This is a genomic window from Stenotrophomonas sp. GD03930 (assembly GCF_029839665.1).
GTDB classification, from domain to species: Bacteria; Pseudomonadota; Gammaproteobacteria; order Xanthomonadales; family Xanthomonadaceae; genus Stenotrophomonas; species Stenotrophomonas forensis.
This window is the reverse complement of the sequence record NZ_JAOCAV010000003.1, coordinates 112,958-129,421: the sequence shown is the minus strand read 5'-3', so window position 1 is coordinate 129,421 and position 16,464 is coordinate 112,958. Positions and strand designations below refer to the sequence as shown.

Sequence of the window (16,464 nt, the reverse complement as noted above, 5' to 3'; positions counted from 1 at the left end):
CCCTTGCAAGAAATCTGGCCTTTTCAGCCTGAATTGCCGCCAGAACGGCCTTTGACCGACCTGCGCACGCGCCTTGATCCTCAGTGCTGCGGCACCTCCGTGTGCCGTGATTGGAGACAAGGTCATGCAAGGGACGAACGTGCTGTTCGGTCAGATTGCCGTCGTATTCGGCATCGTGATCGCCGGCGTGTGGGCAGCCACACAATGGACGGCAGCAGCCCTTGGCTATCAAGTACGCCTTGGCTCGCCCTGGTTCGACTTCCTGGGCACGCCGGTCTATCACCCGTGGCGGCTGTTCGAGTGGTGGTTCTTCTTCGACGCCTACGCACCGCGTGTCTTCGACATTGGCGGCGCGATTGCCGGCGGCAGCGGCCTTGTCGCCGTGCTGGTTGCCATCGGCATGTCGATCTGGCGCTCGCGCCAATCACGCCTCGTCACCACCTACGGCTCGGCCCGCTGGGCGAACGCGGAGGACATTCGCAAGGCGGGTCTAACGCAGCCAGCCGGCGTGTTCCTCGGCCAGCATAACCGGCAGTACCTGCGCCATGAAGGCCCAGAACACGTCTTGACCTTTGCGCCCACGCGCAGCGGCAAAGGCGTTGGCCTGGTGGTGCCGACACTGCTTTCCTGGCCCGCGTCCGCCGTCATCCACGACATCAAGGGCGAGAACTGGCAGATCACCGCCGGCTGGCGCTCGCGCTTCTCGCATTGCCTGTTGTTCAACCCCACGGATGCGAAGTCGGCGGCCTACAACCCGCTGCTGGAGGTGCGACGCGGCGCGCATGAAGTGCGCGACGTGCAGAACATCGCGGACATTCTGGTCGATCCCGAAGGCGCGCTGGAGCGGCGCAACCATTGGGAGAAGACTTCGCACGCGCTGCTGGTCGGGGCCATCTTGCATGTGCTCTACGCGGGCGAGGACAAGACGCTGCGCGGCGTCGCCAACTTCCTCTCCGATCCGGCCAGCCCATTCGAGCTGACCTTGCACCGGATGATGACCACGCCCCATCTGGGCGATGGCCCGCATCCGGTGGTTGCCTCTGCGGCGCGCGAAGTGCTCAACAAGTCGGACAACGAGCGCTCGGGCGTCTTGTCCACGGCCATGTCGTTCCTCGGCCTGTACCGCGACCCGACGGTGGCCGAAGTCACCTCGCGCTGCGACTGGCGCATCGCCGATCTCATTTCCGTCGAGCACCCCGTATCGCTGTACCTCGTGGTGCCGCCTTCGGACATTTCGCGCACCAAACCGCTCATCCGCCTGATCCTCAACCAGATCGGCCGGCGGCTCACCGAATCACTCGACGGCAGCGATGGCATCGAGCGCCGCCACAAGTTGCTGCTGATGCTCGACGAATTCCCGGCCTTGGGCCGGCTCGACTTCTTCGAGACGGCACTGGCCTTCATGGCGGGCTACGGCATCCGCAGTTTTCTCATCGCGCAGTCGCTCAACCAGATCGACAAGGCGTATGGGCAGAACCATTCGATTCTGGACAACTGCCATGTGCGCGTGACGTTCGCCACCAACGACGAACGCACCGCCAAGCGCATTTCCGAAACGCTTGGCACCGCTACCGAGCTACGCGCGCAGCGCAACTACGCTGGTCATCGGCTCGCGCCGTGGCTGGGCCACCTGATGGTGTCGCGGCAGGAGACGGCCCGCCCGCTGCTGACGCCGGGCGAAGTCATGCAGCTTCCGCCCGACGAGGCCGTGGTGATGGTCTCCAGCGTCGCGCCGATCAAGGCCAAGAAGCTGCGCTACTACGCAGACAGCAATTTCAAGCGGCGCGTGCTGTCACCGCCTGTGCTCGCTGCCGGGCGCTATGCCGATGTTCCTCCGGTACGCCCCGACGACTGGAGCGGACTGGCGATTCCGCCGACGCCTGCCGCACCGGCTACGTCATCCGCCGATGGCCTGGAACACCTGGGTACGGCCGACGACGGCTGCCCGCGCCGCCAGCCAGAGCTAACTGAGGCCGTCGCCTACGACCCCGAGAGCGCCGCGCCCGCGGCCGACCTCGGCCTGCTCGATGACGACGACGACCTGCCGCTTCCCCTTCCGCGCCAGCTTGATCCGGCCATGCAGCGCACGGCCCGGCTGGCATCCCTCGACCCCAACGACGGAATCGAGCTATGAGCCACTACCGCCTGAACCTCTTTATCCAGCCCGAGCACGCCCAGCGGCTCGATGAACTGGCCGCCAAGAAAGGCGTGTCCAAGTCCAGCATCGTCGCTGCCGCCTTAGCGTCTTGGCTGTCGCCGGACGCGGCCGACCAGCGCGAAGCGGCCATCGCCAAGCGGCTGGATCGGCTGTCGCGCCAAGCCGAGCGCATGGAGCGTGACCAGAACATCGCCATCGAGACGCTGGCGCTGTTCATCCGCTACTACCTCACGGTCAGCACGCCGGTTCCCGAGGCCCACCAAGACGCGGCCCGCGCCCAGGGCAAGGCGCGCTTCGAGCAGTTCGTCGAACAGCTCGGCCGCCACCTGCTGCGCGGGCGCAGCCTCGTGCGTGACGTGGTGGAGGAACTGCATCCCGACCCGATGCGAATGGGGGGCACGGCGGCAGCCGCCCAGGCCCAGGAGCGTGCGTCATGAGCACCACTCCCCAATCCATGACCACTGCGGCGCTTGACCGACGTATCCAGATGCTGCGCACGGCAATGGGGCCGCTGATCGCCGCCGCGCTCGAAGACCCGGACGTGGTGGAAATCATGCTCAACCCGGATCGCACCCTCTGGGTGGATCGCCTGTCCTCGGGTCGCGCCCCGATGGGCGTGGAGATGCCCGAAGCCGATGGCGAGCGAATCATCCGCCTCGTCGCGGCCCATGTCGGTGCGGAAGTGCATCGCGGCCAGCCGCTGCTATCGGCCGAGTTGCCCGAAACCGGCGAACGCTTCGAGGGCATCTTGCCGCCCGCTGCACCGGGGCCGGCCTTCGCGCTGCGCAAGCGCGCCATCGGCGTCATTCCGCTGGAGCGGTACGTCGTGGAGGGAATGATGACGGCCGCACAGGCGGGCTTTCTGGTTCGCGCTGTGCGCGAGCGCAAGAACATCCTGATCGCCGGGGCCACCAGCAGCGGCAAGACGACCCTTGCCAATGCTCTGCTCGCCGAGATAGCCGCCACGGGCGACCGCGTGCTGGTGCTCGAAGACACGGTGGAACTGCAATGCGCGGCCCGCGACCACGTACCGCTGCGCACCCGCGCTGGCGTGGTGTCCATGACCGAGCTGGTGCGCTCATCCATGCGCCTGCGCCCGGATCGCGTGGTCGTTGGCGAGGTGCGCGGCGCCGAGGCGCTGGATCTCATCAAGGTATGGGGCACGGGCCACCCCGGCGGCATCGCCACGATCCACGCCGGCTCCGCACTGGGCGCGCTGCTGCGCCTGGAGCAACTGATTCTCGAAGTGGCGGTGAACCCGCCGCGTGCGCTGATCGCCGAGGCGGTCAACGTGGTGATCCACATCGCTGGGCGTGGGCGCAAGCGCCGCATCGAGAGCATCGCCCGCGTCGTCGGCTTCGACGGCGTGGGCTACCAACTGGCGGACGCACTGGAGACGCCGTTCCCCGAGCTGCTGCCACTTCCCGATGCCGCACCCGCTGCGGCGATTTCCCCGTCCCCTGACCAACCTGGAGAACTGCCATGACGCAGATGATCGTTCCTGCTTTCCGTTTTTCTGCAAATCCGGCTTTGCGCCTGCCCACACGGTCGCGGCTGCACAGCCTGGGTCGCCCTGCGGCGCAAGGGCTGCTGCTGTCCGCGCTGCTGCTGTTTCTGGCCGGCACCGCGCAGGCCGCCGGCTCCTCGATGCCCTGGGAAGGCCCGTTGCAGTCGATTTTGGAGTCGATTCAAGGGCCGGTGGCGCGCATCGTCGCGGTCATCATCATCATCGCGACGGGCCTGGCGCTCGCCTTTGGCGACACGTCGGGCGGTTTTCGCAAGCTGATCCAGATCGTGTTCGGCTTGAGCATCGCCTTCGCGGCTTCGAGCTTCTTCCTGTCCTTCTTCAGCTTCTCCGGCGGAGCTGTCGTATGAGCGGGTCTGACACCTTCGCGGCCGGGTTCGAGGTGCCGCTGCATCGCTCGCTGACCGAGCCGATCTTGATGGGCGGTGCACCGCGCACCGTGGCGATTGCCAACGGCACGCTGGCCGCCGCCGTCGGGCTGGGCCTGCAACTGTGGATTCCGGGCGTGGTGCTCTGGATCGTCGGCCACGCGCTGGCGGTCTGGGGTGCGCGTGTCGATCCGCAGTTCATGGCCGTGTTGGCCCGGCACATCAAGCACCGCCCGCTGCTGGACGTGTGAGGGGACGCCGCCATGCTGAACCTTGCCGAATACCGCCAGCGGCCCGCGCTGCTGGCCGACTGGCTGCCCTGGGCCGGGCTGATCGCGCCGGGCGTCGTCTTGAACAAGGACGGCAGTTTCCAGCGCACGGCGCGGTTTCGCGGGCCTGACCTCGACAGCGCCACGCAAGGCGAGCTGATCGCCACGTCGGCCCGCTTGAACAACGCGCTGCGCCGGATGGGCTCGGGCTGGGCGCTGTTCATCGAGGCCGAGCGCCGCGCTGCGGCCGACTACCCACATTCCGACTTTCCCGAACCGTTGTCTTGGCTAGTGGACGAGGAACGCCGGGCAGCGTTCGAGGAATCGGGCAACCATTTCGAGAGCGGCTACCACCTGACGCTGGTGTACCTGCCGCCCGAGGAATCCCGCGCCCGCGCGGCGGGCATGTTGTACGAGAACCGTCCCACCGAAGGCGTGGACTGGCGCGAGCGACTGACCGCCTTCATCGCGGAAACAGATCGCGTCTTTGACCTGCTTGATGGCGTGATGCCGGAGATTGCCTGGCTGGACGACAGCCAGACGCTGACCTACCTGCACGCGGCTATCTCGACGCGGCGCTACCGTGTGGGCGTACCTGAAGTGCCGTTTCACCTCGATGCGCTGCTGGCCGATGCCCCGCTGGTCGGCGGCCTCGCGCCGATGCTGGGCGACCAGCACCTGCGTATTGCGACAGTGCGGGGCTTCCCGACCTCGACCTGGCCGGGGATTCTGGACGACCTCAACCGCCTGGGGTTTGCGTACCGCTGGAGCACGCGCTTTCTCTGCCTCGACAAATCCGAGGCGGAAAAAGAACTCGCCCGCCTGCGCCGCCAGTGGTTCGCCAAGCGCAAGAACGTCATCGCGCTGCTGCGCGAAACGATCTTCCAGCAGGAAAGCCCGCTGGTGGACACGGATGCCAGCAACAAGGCCGCCGACGCGAACGCCGCCTTGCAGGAGCTGGGCAGCGATCAAGTGGCCTTCGGCTACCTCACCGCCACGGTAACGGTGCTCGATGCCGATCCCGCCGTGGCAGATGAAAAGCTGCGCATGGTGGAGCGCGTCATCCAGGGGCGCGGCTTCGTCACCATCCCCGAAACGCTCAACGCCGTGGATGCGTGGCTGTCCTCGATTCCGGGGCATGCCTACGCGAACGTGCGCCAGCCCATCGTCTCGACGCTGAATTTGGCGCACCTGATGCCGGTGTCCGCCGTGTGGGCCGGGCCGGAGAAGAACGAACACCTCGACGGCCCGCCGTTGATCGTCACGCGCACCGAAGGCGCGACACCGTTCCGGCTGGTGACGCACATCGGCGACGTGGGCCACACGCTGGTGGCCGGCCCGACCGGCATGGGCAAGTCGGTCTTGCTCGCCACCCTGGCGATGCAGTTCCGCCGCTATCGCGGCTCGCGCATCTTCGCGTTCGACATGGGGCGCTCGATGCGCGCCACGATCCTGGGCCTCGGCGGCGAGCACTACGACCTCGGGCTGGATGGCGAGATCGCTTTCCAGCCCTTGGCGCGCATCGACCGCGATGGCTACCGAACCTGGGCCGCCGAATGGATCGAGGGCCGCTTGCTGCACGAAGGTGTCGCCGTCGGCCCCGAAGAAAAGGCGGCGGTCTGGTCGGCACTTGGCAGCCTTGCCGGTGCGCCGGTGGAACAGCGCACCATGACCGGCCTGTCGGTGCTGCTGCAATCGAACGCGCTGCGCCAGGCGCTCGCGCCCTATGTGCTGGGCGGTGCCCACGGCAAGCTGCTGGACGCCGACCGCGACCGACTGGGCATGGCCGACGTGCAAGGCTTCGAGATGGAAGAGCTAATGCACAGCAAGGCTGCGGTGCAGGCGGTGCTGCGCTATCTGTTCGCCCGCTTCGATGAGCGCTTCGACGGGGCGCCGACGCTGCTGATCCTCGATGAGGCGTGGCTGTTCCTCGACGAGCCCGCGTTTGCCGCGCGCATTCGCCAGTGGCTCAAGACGCTGCGCAAGAAGAACGTCAGCGTCATCTTCTCCACGCAGTCGCTCGCGGACATCAAGGATTCGAGCATCGCGCCGGCCATCATTGAGAGCTGCGCCAGCCGCATCTTCCTGGCCAATCCGCAGGCGACAGAACCGCAGATTCGCACGATCTACGAAGGCTTCGGCCTCAACAGCCGGCAGATCGAGATCGTCGCCACCGCGCAGCCCAAGCGCGACTACTACTACCAATCCCGTCTCGGCAATCGCCTGTTCGACCTTGACCTGGGGCCGGCGGTGCTGGCCTTCGCGGGCGCTTCCACGCCGCAAGACCAGCGCGACATCGACGCGGTGCTCACCGTGGCTTCCACCGCTTCTTCCACGTTCGCAGCCGCATGGCTGCGCCACCGCAGCCTCGATTGGGCGGCCGAGCTGCTGCGTGACTTCCCCGGCACGCCGCCGGGCGCCGCCTTTGTTCCCACCCATCCGCAGGAGAACCACCCATGAAAACCCATGCTCCCAAGCTCGCCGCGTTGACCGCCGCCTGCGTGCTCGCCTTCGGCATCGCGCAGCCCGCGCACGCGCTGTTCGGCGTCGGCGACATCGTGCTCGACCCGACCAATCTGGTGCAGAACACGCTCACCGCCGTTCGCACGCTGGAGCAGATCAACAACCAGATCCGCCAGCTCCAGAACGAAGCGCAGATGCTCATCAACCAGGCGCGCAACTTGGCCAGCCTGCCGTCCAGCGTGGTGGGCCAGTTGCGCGCGAACCTGGCGACCACCCAGCGCCTCATCGCGCAGGCCAAAGGCCTGGCCTACGACGTGACGAACATCGACCGCGAGTTTTCGCGCCTGTACCCCGAGAAGTACGCCGCCACGGTGAGCGGCAATCAGATGTACCTCGATGCGCAGGAGCGCTGGAAGAACACGCTCAACGGCCTGCAGACCACCATGCAGATGCAGGCCCAAGCGTCGCAGAACCTGAGCGACGACGAAAGCGTGCTGGCCGACCTCGTGGGCAAGAGCCAGTCGGCGGAGGGCGCGTTGCAGGCGATGCAGGCCATGAACCAGTTGCTCGCCCTGCAGGCCAAGCAGTCGATCCAGACGCAGCGGCTCCAGATCACGCAAGACCGGGCCGCCTCGCTGGAGCTGGCGAGGCAGGCCGCGGCCACGGAGCGCGGGCGCGAGGTGACGCGCCGCTTCCTGGGCGAAGGCACGCCGTACACGCCGCAGCCCGTCCATTTCTACAACCGCTGACGGGGACGGCCATGAAGAACGCGCCCGTCCTGTTCGCTCTCACGTCCCTGTTGGCCGGCTGCGACCGGCCGCCCGCGGTGGATGCACTGGCCGCTGACCCGTCCCGGCTGCACACGCTGCGCGCGCAATGCCGTGCGGGCGAGCACGGCGGCGCGTTCTGCGCGCAGGTGGCGCAAGCCGACCTGCGCCGCTTTCTCTCCGGCAAGGCCGGCCCCGGCGAGTACCAGACGCCCGCCGACCTGCCGCCGATTCCGCCCAGCTTCGATGAGCCCGCCGATGGCAACGGGCCAGGGCAGGAGGACTCGCCATGAACGACGTGACCATCATCGACCGTTTTCTCGATACGTTCTCGCGCTACATCGACTCGGGCTTTGGCCTGCTGCATGGCGAGGTGGCCTTTCTCACTGCCACGCTGATCGTCATCGACATGACCATCGCCGGGCTCTTCTGGGCGATGGGACATGCCACCGGCCAGGGCGAGGACGTGATCGCCAAGCTGATCCGCAAGGTGCTGTACGTCGGCGCCTTCGCCTACATCATCGGCAACTTCAACTGGCTGGCCGGCATCGTGTTCCGTTCGTTCGCGGGCCTGGGCCTGACCGCCAGCGGCTCGACCCTGAGCATGGAGAACTTCCTGCAACCGGGCAGGCTGGCCAAGGTCGGCATCGACGCCGGGGCGCCGATCCTCAAGCAGATCGGCGACATGGCGGGATTTCCTGAGGTGTTCGTGAACATCACGCCCATCGTCGTGATGTTCCTCGCCTGGCTGATCGTCCTGCTGTGCTTCTTCGTGCTGGCGATCCAGCTTTTCATCACGCTGATCGAGTTCAAGCTGACCACGCTCGCGGGCTTCGTGCTGGTGCCGTTCGCGCTGTGGAACAAGACCGCGTTCCTGGCAGAAAAGGTGCTGGGCAACGTGGTGTCCTCGGGCATCAAGGTGCTGGTGCTGGCCGTCATCGTGGGCATTGGCTCGGGCCTGTTCGCCGAGTTCCAGGTGCAGCCGGCCGAGCCATCCATCGACCATTCGGTCGTTGTCATGCTGGCCTCGCTGACCCTGCTGGCGCTGGGCATCTTCGGGCCAGGCATTGCGGCCGGGCTGGTGTCGGGTGGCCCGCAGCTCGGCGCGGGCGCGATGGCCGGTGCCGCGCTGGGCGCGGCCGGCGCTGCGGTTGCCGTGGGTGCAGCGGCCACGGGCGTCGGCGGTGCTGTCGCAGCCGGCGCGCGCATGGCTCCGGCTGCGGCCAAGCTGGCCGGCAGCGGTGCACGTGCCGCCGTCGGGGCCGCCAGCAGCGCGAAGTCGGCGTTTCAGGCCGGCTCCGCGTCCGCTGGCGGTGGCTTCAAAGGCGCAGCCGCCGGCGTGGGCAATGTCGCCAAGACCGGCGCGCAGGCCGCCGGGCAGAAGGTGGCCGATGGCGCGCGCTCGATGAAGGAGCGTGTCGCCGCTGCCTTCCGGCCGGATGACGCCCCTGCATCCAGTGGCCCGCAGAGCGCAGCCGATTCGGCAGCGCCTACCGCTGCCGAACAGCCCGCCTGGGCCAAGCGCCTGCATCGCAGGCAGCAACTGACCCATGCCGCGACGACTGCCGCCCACACGCTGCGCGGTGGCGATGGCGGCAGCTCCAGCCAAGGCCCCAGCCTGCGCGATTCCGACTCATAAGGAGATAGACCATGCGATTCAAAAGACCCCAGGTGCGCTACGCCGACACGTCGCAGCCCGCCACGCCGTACCAAGCCGCAGGCCAGGTCTGGGACGAGCGCATCGGCTCGCCGCGCGTGCAGGCGAAGAACTGGCGCCTGATGGCCTTCGGCTGCCTCGCTCTCGCATTGCTGATGGCCGGTGGCCTGGTCTGGCGCTCGGCGCAGTCCATCGTGACGCCCTATGTGATCGAGGTCGATCAGGCTGGGCAGGTGCGTACCGTGGGCGAAGCCGCCACGCCGTACCGGCCCAGCGATGCGCAGGTGGCCTACCACCTGGGCCGCTTCATCGGCCTGGTGCGCTCGCTGTCCATCGACCCCATCGTGGTTCGGCAGAACTGGCTCGATGCCTACAACTACACCACCGACAAGGGCGCCGTGGTGCTAAACGACTACGCCCGCGTGAACGATCCGTTCGCGCGCATCGGCAAGGAGTCGGTGACGGTGCAGATCACCAGCGTGACCCGCGCCAGCGACACGTCTTTCAACGTGCGCTGGACGGAGACGCGCTACGTCAACGGCGCCCTGGATCGCACCGAGCGCTGGAACGCGGTGATTTCCATCGTGCAGCAGACCCCGCGCACCGAGCAGCGCCTGCGTAAGAACCCCTTAGGCATCTACGTCAACGGACTGTCGTGGAGCCGCGAACTGGAAGGAAACGAAGGAGCAAAACCATGAATGCGATTTTCCGTAAATCCGCCTTGCCGCTGATCTTGCTGGCATCCAGCGTCTTGTTCTCGGGCTGCGCCACGCAGGGCAAGCCGCCGCCGGTCATCTCGCTCGACGAGCCGGTGCAAGCCCAGCCGCTGCCCGAGGCGCCGAAGCCGGTGGAGGTCGTGACCGTGCCCGAGGTGTTGCCGATGCCGGCGCAGATGAAGCCCGTACCGGATGCCAAGTCTGCGGTGGAACCCGCCGATGAAACCGTGCGCGTGGCCCGCGCCAATGCCGAGGCGCGCATCGCGCCCACGCGCGAGGGCTACGTCAATGCGATTCAGGTGTGGCCCTTCACTGATGGCGCGCTGTACCAGGTCTATGCGGCCGTGGGCCGTGTGACGGTGATCGCGCTCCAGCCCGGCGAGGAACTGGTGACGGTCGCCGCTGGCGACACGGTGCGCTGGATCGTGGGCGACACATCGAGCGGCAGCGGTGAGGCGTTGCGCGTCAACGTGATGGTCAAGCCGATCCGCTCGGGCCTGAAGACGAATCTCGTCATCACCACAAGCCGACGCACCTACCTGCTGGAGCTGACCTCGACCGAGAAGACGTGGATGGCGTCGGTGTCCTGGGAGTACCCCAAGGACAAGATGCTGGCCCTGCAGCGCCAGGCGCAGGCGGCCAGCGCCGCTGCGCCGGTCGATGCGGGCCTGTCGCTGGAGAAGATCCGTTTCCGCTACGCGGTCAGCGGCAGCAATCCGCCGTGGAAGCCCCTGCGTGCCTTCGATGACGGTGAGAAGGTCTACATCCAGTTTCCGCCGGGCATTGCCCAAGGCGAGCTGCCGCCGCTGTTCGTGATCGGCGCGCAGGGCGACGGCCAGCTCGTCAACTACCGATTCCGCTCACCGTACTACATCGTGGATCGGCTGTTTGGCGCGGCCGAACTGCGCCTGGGCGGGGACAAGGGCGACGTGGTGCGGATCGAGCGCACGGATGGCACGCGGAGGAACTGACCATGAGCCAGGACGACATTCCCGACCATGCCGCGCCGCAGACCGGCAAGGTGGCGCCCGAGGCAATGGCGCTGCGCGCGCAGCCGCGTCCGGTGACTCGGTTGAATCGGCGCACGCTAGCCATCCTCACCGGCGGCCTGTCGGTCGCCGTGCTTGGGGCCACGATCTGGTCGTTGCAGCCGCATCGGCGCGGCGCGGGCGAGCAAACCGAGCTGTACAACGTGGATCGCGTCTCGAAGTCCGAAGGGCTGGACGGCCTGCCTTCCGACTATTCCAAGCTGCCGGCGAAGGTGCCGGAGCTGGGGCCACCGCTGCCGGGCGACCTCGGCCCGGCCATCGTGAAGTCACAGCAGCCGGTGACACCGGCCTATGCGCCGCCAGGCCACGACCCGGAGGATGCTCGGCGCAAGGAAGCCGATGCCGCTGCGGCCTCGACGGTGTTCTTCCGCTCGGGCAATCCAGGCAAGACCGCTGCACCGGCGACTGCGCAAGCCGCTGCGGCGGGCCCGGCATCGGCCTTGGCGGGCTTTGATCCGCTCGCCGCCGGGCCGGCCTCGACGGCGGCACAAACTCAACAATCCGCGTCCGACCCGACCGCCGTGCAGAACCGACAAGACCAGAAAGAGGCTTTCCTGAAAGGCGCTTCTACGGAAACCCGCAATTCCGGCCAACTGACCCTGCCGGCTTCGCCGTACCAGGTCATGGCCGGAACGGTGATCGCTGGCGCGCTGGTGACGGGTATCAAGTCCGACCTGCCGGGCGACGTGATCGGCACGGTGACGGAGCCTGTCTACGACTCGGCCACGGGTAAGTTCCTGCTGATCCCGCAGGGTTCGCGCCTCATGGGCAAGTACAACAGCCAGGTGAGCTACGGGCAGAGCCGCGTGCAGGTGGTGTGGAACCGCATCATCCTGCCGGACACGTCTTCGCTGACGCTCGACAACCTGGCGGGTACCGACCCGGCCGGCTATGCCGGCCTGGAGGATGGGGTCGATTGGCATTGGGATCGCGTTTTTGCCGGCGCGGCTCTGACCACGCTGCTGGGCGTGGGCGCCGAGCTGGCCGCGCCGCAGAACCGGCAGGACGGCAACCGCGTCATCATCGCCGGACAGGGCAGTTTGCAGGACAGCGTGAACCAGGTAGGCCAGGAGATGACCCGGCGCAACATGAACATCCAGCCGACGTTGACCGAGCGGCCGGGCCTGCCGGTTCGCATCATCGTGAACCGCGATCTCGTGCTTCGGCCGTACCAACCGTTGTTCTTCAACCGGGGAGCGATGCGATGAGCACGACCAAGAAGCTGCGGCTGGGGCCGCTGCCGAAGACCGAGAGTGTCAAGCTGACCTTCGCATGTCCCGCTGGCTTGAAGACAGACCTTGACCGCTATGCCGCGCTACATGCGCAGACCTACGGCGAAACGGTCGATGCGGCGACGCTGATCCCGCACATGCTGGAGGCATTCATGGCGGGGGATCGTGGATTCAGGAAAGGAACGACCGCCAAGGTCGTTCCGCAGAAACAGACCTGACGACCTTGCCGCCACTTCAACGACAAAGCGCAGCCTGAGGCTGCGCTTTGTCGTTCCGGGGGCAGTTGGGCTACTATAGAGAAAGGAGAAAGGCAAGTCGGCCTGCTGTTGGGAAACGTCCCCCGATGCAACGCGCTCCGGCTTTCTTCCTCATCGCTCTTATGTGGCACCTAGCCCACAACGCAGCAGTCAATCCAAACTGCCCGAAACAGAGCTAACCTCGCGTCCCATATAGAGTTTCAAGCCCTGGGCGATTTGCGCTCAGGGCTTGACACGAGCAGTTTTTTATGGGCGCTCGCCGCCATGGGCAACGGTAGAGTCGACTGCCAGTCGACTGCTTCACCGCCCTTGTAGGGTCGAGCACGCTCGACTCCATCGATCACCGGCGGTCGAGCACGGCGCTGTGCAGACGAACAAAAAGGGCGGCCCGCAGGCCGCCCCTCATGCTTACGGCACAGCTCGCCAGATCAGCGCGGCGACGCCACCGCGCGGTTGCTCGAAGCCCCCTTGCCCTTGCGCTTGTCCTGCTGCGCGGGGCTCGCGCCCTCGGCCATCAGGTTGTCGCTGCCGAAGTCGGTGTCCACGTCCAGCCAGCGCTGCGCCGGCAGGCCGAGCGCGGAATCGAGCACGGTCGGCAGCAGGCCACTGGGCAGGCCGCTTTCGCCGTTCCACATGATGGCGATGCCGAGATCGCGTTCCGGCACCAGCGCGACCAGGCCGCGATAGCCCTGCACCGCGCCGGCATGGAACACCACGTCGTGGCCGGCGTAGTCGAAGGTGCGCCAGCCCAGTGCGTAGCCGGCAGAATGCAGGCGCTCGCGGCGCCAGCCCGAACGCATCTCGCCGGGGGTGTTGATCAGGCTGGAATGCAGCGTCGCCAGCAGCGGTGCCGGCAGCACGTCCGGGCGGTGCCCGGTATGGGCCAGCAGCCACTGCGCCATGTCGCTGGCGCTGGCATTGACGCCAGCGGCCGGCGCGACGCGGTAGTAGGTCGGCTTCGGCGTCAGCGATACCCAGCCGTTGCGGCTGCGCACGTGCGGACGCGCCCAGCGCGAGCTGGCCTGGATGCCGGCCAGGCCGAGGCTGGCATCGTTCATGCCCAGCGGCTTGAAGATGCGGCGTTCGACCGATTGTTCGTAGAAGCTGCCCGAGGCGGCATAGACCACGTCGCCGATCAGGCTGAAGGCCACGTTCTGGTACGCGTAGCAGTCGCCCGGCAGGCACTTCAGGCTGGTGTTGGCCAGCTTCTGGGTCAGCGCGTAGTACTCGGCGTTGCCTTCGATGTCGCGGTCGTAGGCGTTGTAGGGCAGGCCGACGCGATGGCTGAGCACGTCGGCGACGGTCAGGCGGTCGGTGGCCTCCGGTGAGTTCAGGCGGAAGCCCGGCACATAGTCGGTGACCTTGCTGTCCCAGCGCAGGGTGCCGTCGTTGACCAGCAGGCCGGCCATGGTGCCGGCGAATGCCTTGGACAGCGAGGCCAGGCGGAACACGGTATGCGCATCGACCGGCAGCGGGTTGTTGACGTCGGTGACGCCGTAGCCGCGCGCGCTGAGGACGCGGCCGCCCTGCACGATCGCCACCGCCATGCCCGGCACGCGCTCGCCATAGGTGAGCTGCTGTGCCATCGACTCGATGTTGGCGACGTTGAAGCCTGCGGCCGGGGCCTGCACCTGCGGCACCAGTCCAGTGCGGTAGGCCGCCGGCTGGGTGTGGGCGACGGCGGTGGCGGCGGTCGATTCGATGTTGGCCGGCATCGGTGGCAATGCCGGCGGGGTCTGCGCGGTGGTGGACAAGGCAACGGGCATCAACATGCCCAGCAAACCGGTGGCCGCCGAACGGATCGGACGGCGCAGGCTGTTCTTTTTCATCGGTTGGACCCGTGCGCGACTGCTGATGGCGATTCTAGCGCCGCTTTTCCCCTGTGCACAAACAAAGCGAAGATGAATGCGCATCTTGTTGAAAAAGTTGGAATTTTGACGCCCCGAAAGCATGTATCGGAACGTGTCGTCCGGGCGGGGCCGTGACACTGCGTTGCGGCCTTCTGCGTGGCTGCTGCTGGCGATGTTGCAGTGCATTGGCTAACGTACGCGCTTCACCGCCCCCGGAGCCTGCCATGCCGCTGTCCAACCGCCGTCTTCTGGCGAGGGACACCGCGTGAGCGCGGTGAAGGGCAAGGGGCCGTTGCGTGGGCTGACGGCGGCACTGCGTGAGTCGCCGGCGTTGTGGTGGTCGTTCCTGTACTTCTTCTGCCTGCTCAGCGGCTACTACGTGCTGCGCCCGGTGCGTGAGGCCATGGCCGCCTCGGCCGACCTGGAAACGGTGTTCCCGCCGATGCTGATCGCCTGGTTCGCCAGCCATGGCATCGCGCTGAAGGATTTCGTCCTGCAGTTCCTGTTCTCCTGCGTGTTCGTGATCATGCTGGTGCTGCAGCCGGTGTATGGCTGGCTGGTCAGTCGCTTTCCGCGGCGGGTATTTCTGCCGGCGGTGTATGGGTTCTTCATCGTCACCTTGCTGGGTTTCTACGTACTGTTCGACAGCGGTGTGCCGGGCCGCGGCATGGCGTTCTTTTTCTGGATCACTGTCTTCAACCTGTTCGCGGTGGCGGTGTTCTGGAGCTTCATGGCCGATGTGTTTTCCAACGCGCAGGCACGTGCCTTCTACGGTTACATCGGCGCGGCAGGCACCATCGGTGCCTTTCTCGGGCCGATCATCACCGGTGCACTGGTGCAGCGTGTGGGCATCGCCAACCTGATGCTGGTCTCGGCCGGATTCCTCGCCATCTGCCTGTTGAGCATCAGGCGACTGCGGCACTGGGCGGTGCTGCGTGAGCAGGAGCAGCAGCTGGTATCCGGCGAGCAGCCGATGGGTGGCAGCGTGCTGGACGGTCTGAAACTGATCGTGCGTGAGCCGTTGCTGCGCTGGCTGGCGATCATGGTGGTGTTCGGTGTGGGCGTGGGCACCCTGCTGTACAACCAGCAGGCCAGCATCGTGCGTGCGGCGTTCAACGATGCAGGCGCTGCCACGGCCTTCTTCTCGCGTATCGACCTGGCGGTGAACGCACTGGCGCTGCTGATGCAGCTTGGCCTGACCCGGTGGCTGCTGTCGCGTCACGGTATTGCGCCGGCCCTGTTGGTCCCTGGCTTTGCGATCCTGATCGGCTTTTCGGTGCTTGCCGCTTCACCCATGCCGTTGATGGTCGCAGTGGTGCAGGTGATGACCCGCGCCAGCGAGTTCGCATTGGCCAAGCCGGCACGCGAAACCATCTATACCCGCGTGGACCGGCAGTGGCGCTACAAGGCCGGTGCGGCCATCGATACCGTGGTGTACCGCGGCGCGGACCTGAGCTTTGCGTGGGTGCACAAGGGCTTGTCGCTGTTTGGTTCACACGTGGTGTTCATCGGCGGCGTGGTGGTTGCCGCGTGCATGACCGCCGCTGCATTCGGTGTGCTGCGCGAAGAAAAGAAGCTGCCGCGCGACCGCTGAGCCGCGCGGGGTCGGCTCCCTCTCCCACGGAGAGGGCTCTGACCCCATCACCCCATCCATCTATCCAAGGAACCGCCCATGTACTGGATCGCACTCGCCCTGACCCTGCTGGTCGCCCTGCTGCACGTCTATTTCCTCGTGCTGGAAATGTTCCTGTGGACGCGCCCGCTGGGCCTGAAGACCTTCCGCAACACGCCGGAGAAGGCAGAGACCACGCGCGTGCTGGCGGCCAACCAGGGCCTGTACAACGGCTTCCTGGCGGCGGGCATCGGGGTGGGGCTGGTGATCGATCAGCCGGTGCTGGTGACGTTCTCGCTGGCCTGCGTGGTGGTGGCCGGGTGCTATGGCGCGTACAGCGTGAGCCGGCGCATTTTCATGATCCAGGCGGTGCCGGCGATCCTGGCGTTGGTTCTTCGCGCGGTGGCGTGAGTTTCCAGCCAACGGCGCAGCCCCTCGTGGGCTGGTCGCGTAGAGCGGGTCATGTGTTGGGTGTGGCGGGTGGGCCGTGCAGGGGACGCTGCAAGTACGTCCATGTAAGCTCGATGGCGCTATCCATGGC

The 16,464-nt window shown here is 66.8% G+C and carries 16 protein-coding genes; 15 read left to right on the top strand and 1 reads right to left on the bottom strand.

The features are described 5' to 3' along the window. Window positions 1–124 precede the first annotated feature (124 nt). The 13 genes from N5C18_RS16240 to N5C18_RS16180 are packed head-to-tail and all read left to right on the top strand — an operon-like array spanning window position 125 to window position 12,422. Complete coding sequence (locus tag N5C18_RS16240) at window positions 125–2,134, top strand: conjugal transfer protein TraG (RefSeq protein ID WP_034112285.1); 2,010 nt, start codon at window positions 125–127, stop codon at window positions 2,132–2,134. After that, window positions 2,131–2,595: a CopG family transcriptional regulator gene (locus N5C18_RS16235; protein ID WP_034112282.1), complete on the top strand. Its 465-nt coding sequence runs from the start codon at window positions 2,131–2,133 to the stop codon at window positions 2,593–2,595. The genes N5C18_RS16240 and N5C18_RS16235 overlap by 4 nt, the downstream gene beginning before the upstream one ends. Beyond that, complete coding sequence (gene trbB, locus N5C18_RS16230) at window positions 2,592–3,644, top strand: P-type conjugative transfer ATPase TrbB (RefSeq protein WP_034112280.1); 1,053 nt, start codon at window positions 2,592–2,594, stop codon at window positions 3,642–3,644. The genes N5C18_RS16235 and trbB overlap by 4 nt, the downstream gene beginning before the upstream one ends. Then, a complete protein-coding gene (locus tag N5C18_RS16225) occupies window positions 3,641–4,033 on the top strand; it encodes a TrbC/VirB2 family protein (protein WP_034112278.1) in 393 nt (130 codons plus the stop codon). Before trbB ends, N5C18_RS16225 begins: the two co-directional genes overlap by 4 nt. Then, complete coding sequence (locus tag N5C18_RS16220; protein ID WP_279945130.1) at window positions 4,030–4,302, top strand: VirB3 family type IV secretion system protein; 273 nt, start codon at window positions 4,030–4,032, stop codon at window positions 4,300–4,302. The genes N5C18_RS16225 and N5C18_RS16220 overlap by 4 nt, the downstream gene beginning before the upstream one ends. Before the next feature lie 12 nt (window positions 4,303–4,314). Further along, a complete protein-coding gene (gene trbE / locus N5C18_RS16215; protein ID WP_034112274.1) occupies window positions 4,315–6,780 on the top strand; it encodes a conjugal transfer protein TrbE in 2,466 nt (821 codons plus the stop codon). After that, a complete protein-coding gene (gene trbJ / locus N5C18_RS16210; RefSeq protein ID WP_019726306.1) occupies window positions 6,777–7,532 on the top strand; it encodes a P-type conjugative transfer protein TrbJ in 756 nt (251 codons plus the stop codon). Before trbE ends, trbJ begins: the two co-directional genes overlap by 4 nt. Before the next feature lie 11 nt (window positions 7,533–7,543). Next, the gene (locus N5C18_RS16205; protein ID WP_019726307.1) at window positions 7,544–7,843 is read left to right on the top strand and encodes a hypothetical protein; all 300 of its coding nucleotides are present in this window, start codon (window positions 7,544–7,546) and stop codon (window positions 7,841–7,843) included. Further along, window positions 7,840–9,189, top strand: a complete 1,350-nt coding sequence (gene trbL, locus N5C18_RS16200; RefSeq protein ID WP_019726308.1) for a P-type conjugative transfer protein TrbL — start codon at window positions 7,840–7,842, stop codon at window positions 9,187–9,189. Before N5C18_RS16205 ends, trbL begins: the two co-directional genes overlap by 4 nt. Before the next feature lie 11 nt (window positions 9,190–9,200). Continuing rightward, complete coding sequence (gene trbF, locus N5C18_RS16195) at window positions 9,201–9,905, top strand: conjugal transfer protein TrbF (RefSeq protein ID WP_019726309.1); 705 nt, start codon at window positions 9,201–9,203, stop codon at window positions 9,903–9,905. Then, window positions 9,902–10,894 (top strand): P-type conjugative transfer protein TrbG, encoded by a 993-nt coding sequence (gene trbG, locus N5C18_RS16190; protein WP_019726310.1) that lies wholly within the window; start codon window positions 9,902–9,904, stop codon window positions 10,892–10,894. The genes trbF and trbG overlap by 4 nt, the downstream gene beginning before the upstream one ends. A 2-nt stretch (window positions 10,895–10,896) precedes the next feature. Further along, window positions 10,897–12,180 (top strand): TrbI/VirB10 family protein, encoded by a 1,284-nt coding sequence (locus N5C18_RS16185; protein WP_019726311.1) that lies wholly within the window; start codon window positions 10,897–10,899, stop codon window positions 12,178–12,180. Beyond that, the gene (locus tag N5C18_RS16180; protein ID WP_019726312.1) at window positions 12,177–12,422 is read left to right on the top strand and encodes a DUF2274 domain-containing protein; all 246 of its coding nucleotides are present in this window, start codon (window positions 12,177–12,179) and stop codon (window positions 12,420–12,422) included. Before N5C18_RS16185 ends, N5C18_RS16180 begins: the two co-directional genes overlap by 4 nt. Before the next feature lie 467 nt (window positions 12,423–12,889). Here N5C18_RS16180 and N5C18_RS16175 read toward each other — a convergent pair whose 3' ends face one another. Further along, the gene (locus N5C18_RS16175) at window positions 12,890–14,290 is read right to left on the bottom strand and encodes a serine hydrolase (RefSeq protein WP_279945127.1); all 1,401 of its coding nucleotides are present in this window, start codon (window positions 14,288–14,290) and stop codon (window positions 12,890–12,892) included. 286 nt (window positions 14,291–14,576) lie between these two features. Here N5C18_RS16175 and N5C18_RS16170 point away from each other — a divergent pair, with 286 nt between their 5' ends. Both N5C18_RS16170 and N5C18_RS16165 read left to right on the top strand, forming a co-directional pair. Beyond that, window positions 14,577–15,905, top strand: coding sequence for an MFS transporter (locus N5C18_RS16170; protein WP_279945126.1), 1,329 nt, complete (start codon window positions 14,577–14,579; stop codon window positions 15,903–15,905). A gap of 78 nt (window positions 15,906–15,983) precedes the next feature. Then, window positions 15,984–16,334, top strand: coding sequence for a DUF1304 domain-containing protein (locus N5C18_RS16165; RefSeq protein ID WP_053511028.1), 351 nt, complete (start codon window positions 15,984–15,986; stop codon window positions 16,332–16,334). Window positions 16,335–16,464 lie beyond the last annotated feature (130 nt).

Excerpts from the sequence above, each read along its gene's own strand:
- N5C18_RS16180 (WP_019726312.1), top strand. The coding sequence starts at position 12,177 with ATGAGCACGACCAAGAAGCTGCGGCTGGGGCCGCTGCCGAAGACCGAG.
- N5C18_RS16205 (WP_019726307.1), top strand. The coding sequence starts at position 7,544 with ATGAAGAACGCGCCCGTCCTGTTCGCTCTCACGTCCCTGTTGGCCGGC.
- N5C18_RS16185 (WP_019726311.1), top strand. The coding sequence starts at position 10,897 with ATGAGCCAGGACGACATTCCCGACCATGCCGCGCCGCAGACCGGCAAG.
- trbL (WP_019726308.1), top strand. The coding sequence starts at position 7,840 with ATGAACGACGTGACCATCATCGACCGTTTTCTCGATACGTTCTCGCGC.
- N5C18_RS16220 (WP_279945130.1), top strand. The coding sequence starts at position 4,030 with ATGAGCGGGTCTGACACCTTCGCGGCCGGGTTCGAGGTGCCGCTGCAT.
- trbJ (WP_019726306.1), top strand. The coding sequence starts at position 6,777 with ATGAAAACCCATGCTCCCAAGCTCGCCGCGTTGACCGCCGCCTGCGTG.
- N5C18_RS16235 (WP_034112282.1), top strand. The coding sequence starts at position 2,131 with ATGAGCCACTACCGCCTGAACCTCTTTATCCAGCCCGAGCACGCCCAG.
- N5C18_RS16165 (WP_053511028.1), top strand. The coding sequence starts at position 15,984 with ATGTACTGGATCGCACTCGCCCTGACCCTGCTGGTCGCCCTGCTGCAC.
- trbF (WP_019726309.1), top strand. The coding sequence starts at position 9,201 with ATGCGATTCAAAAGACCCCAGGTGCGCTACGCCGACACGTCGCAGCCC.
- trbB (WP_034112280.1), top strand. The coding sequence starts at position 2,592 with ATGAGCACCACTCCCCAATCCATGACCACTGCGGCGCTTGACCGACGT.
- trbG (WP_019726310.1), top strand. The coding sequence starts at position 9,902 with ATGAATGCGATTTTCCGTAAATCCGCCTTGCCGCTGATCTTGCTGGCA.
- N5C18_RS16240 (WP_034112285.1), top strand. The coding sequence starts at position 125 with ATGCAAGGGACGAACGTGCTGTTCGGTCAGATTGCCGTCGTATTCGGC.
- trbE (WP_034112274.1), top strand. The coding sequence starts at position 4,315 with ATGCTGAACCTTGCCGAATACCGCCAGCGGCCCGCGCTGCTGGCCGAC.
- N5C18_RS16175 (WP_279945127.1), bottom strand. The coding sequence starts at position 14,290 with ATGAAAAAGAACAGCCTGCGCCGTCCGATCCGTTCGGCGGCCACCGGT.
- N5C18_RS16225 (WP_034112278.1), top strand. The coding sequence starts at position 3,641 with ATGACGCAGATGATCGTTCCTGCTTTCCGTTTTTCTGCAAATCCGGCT.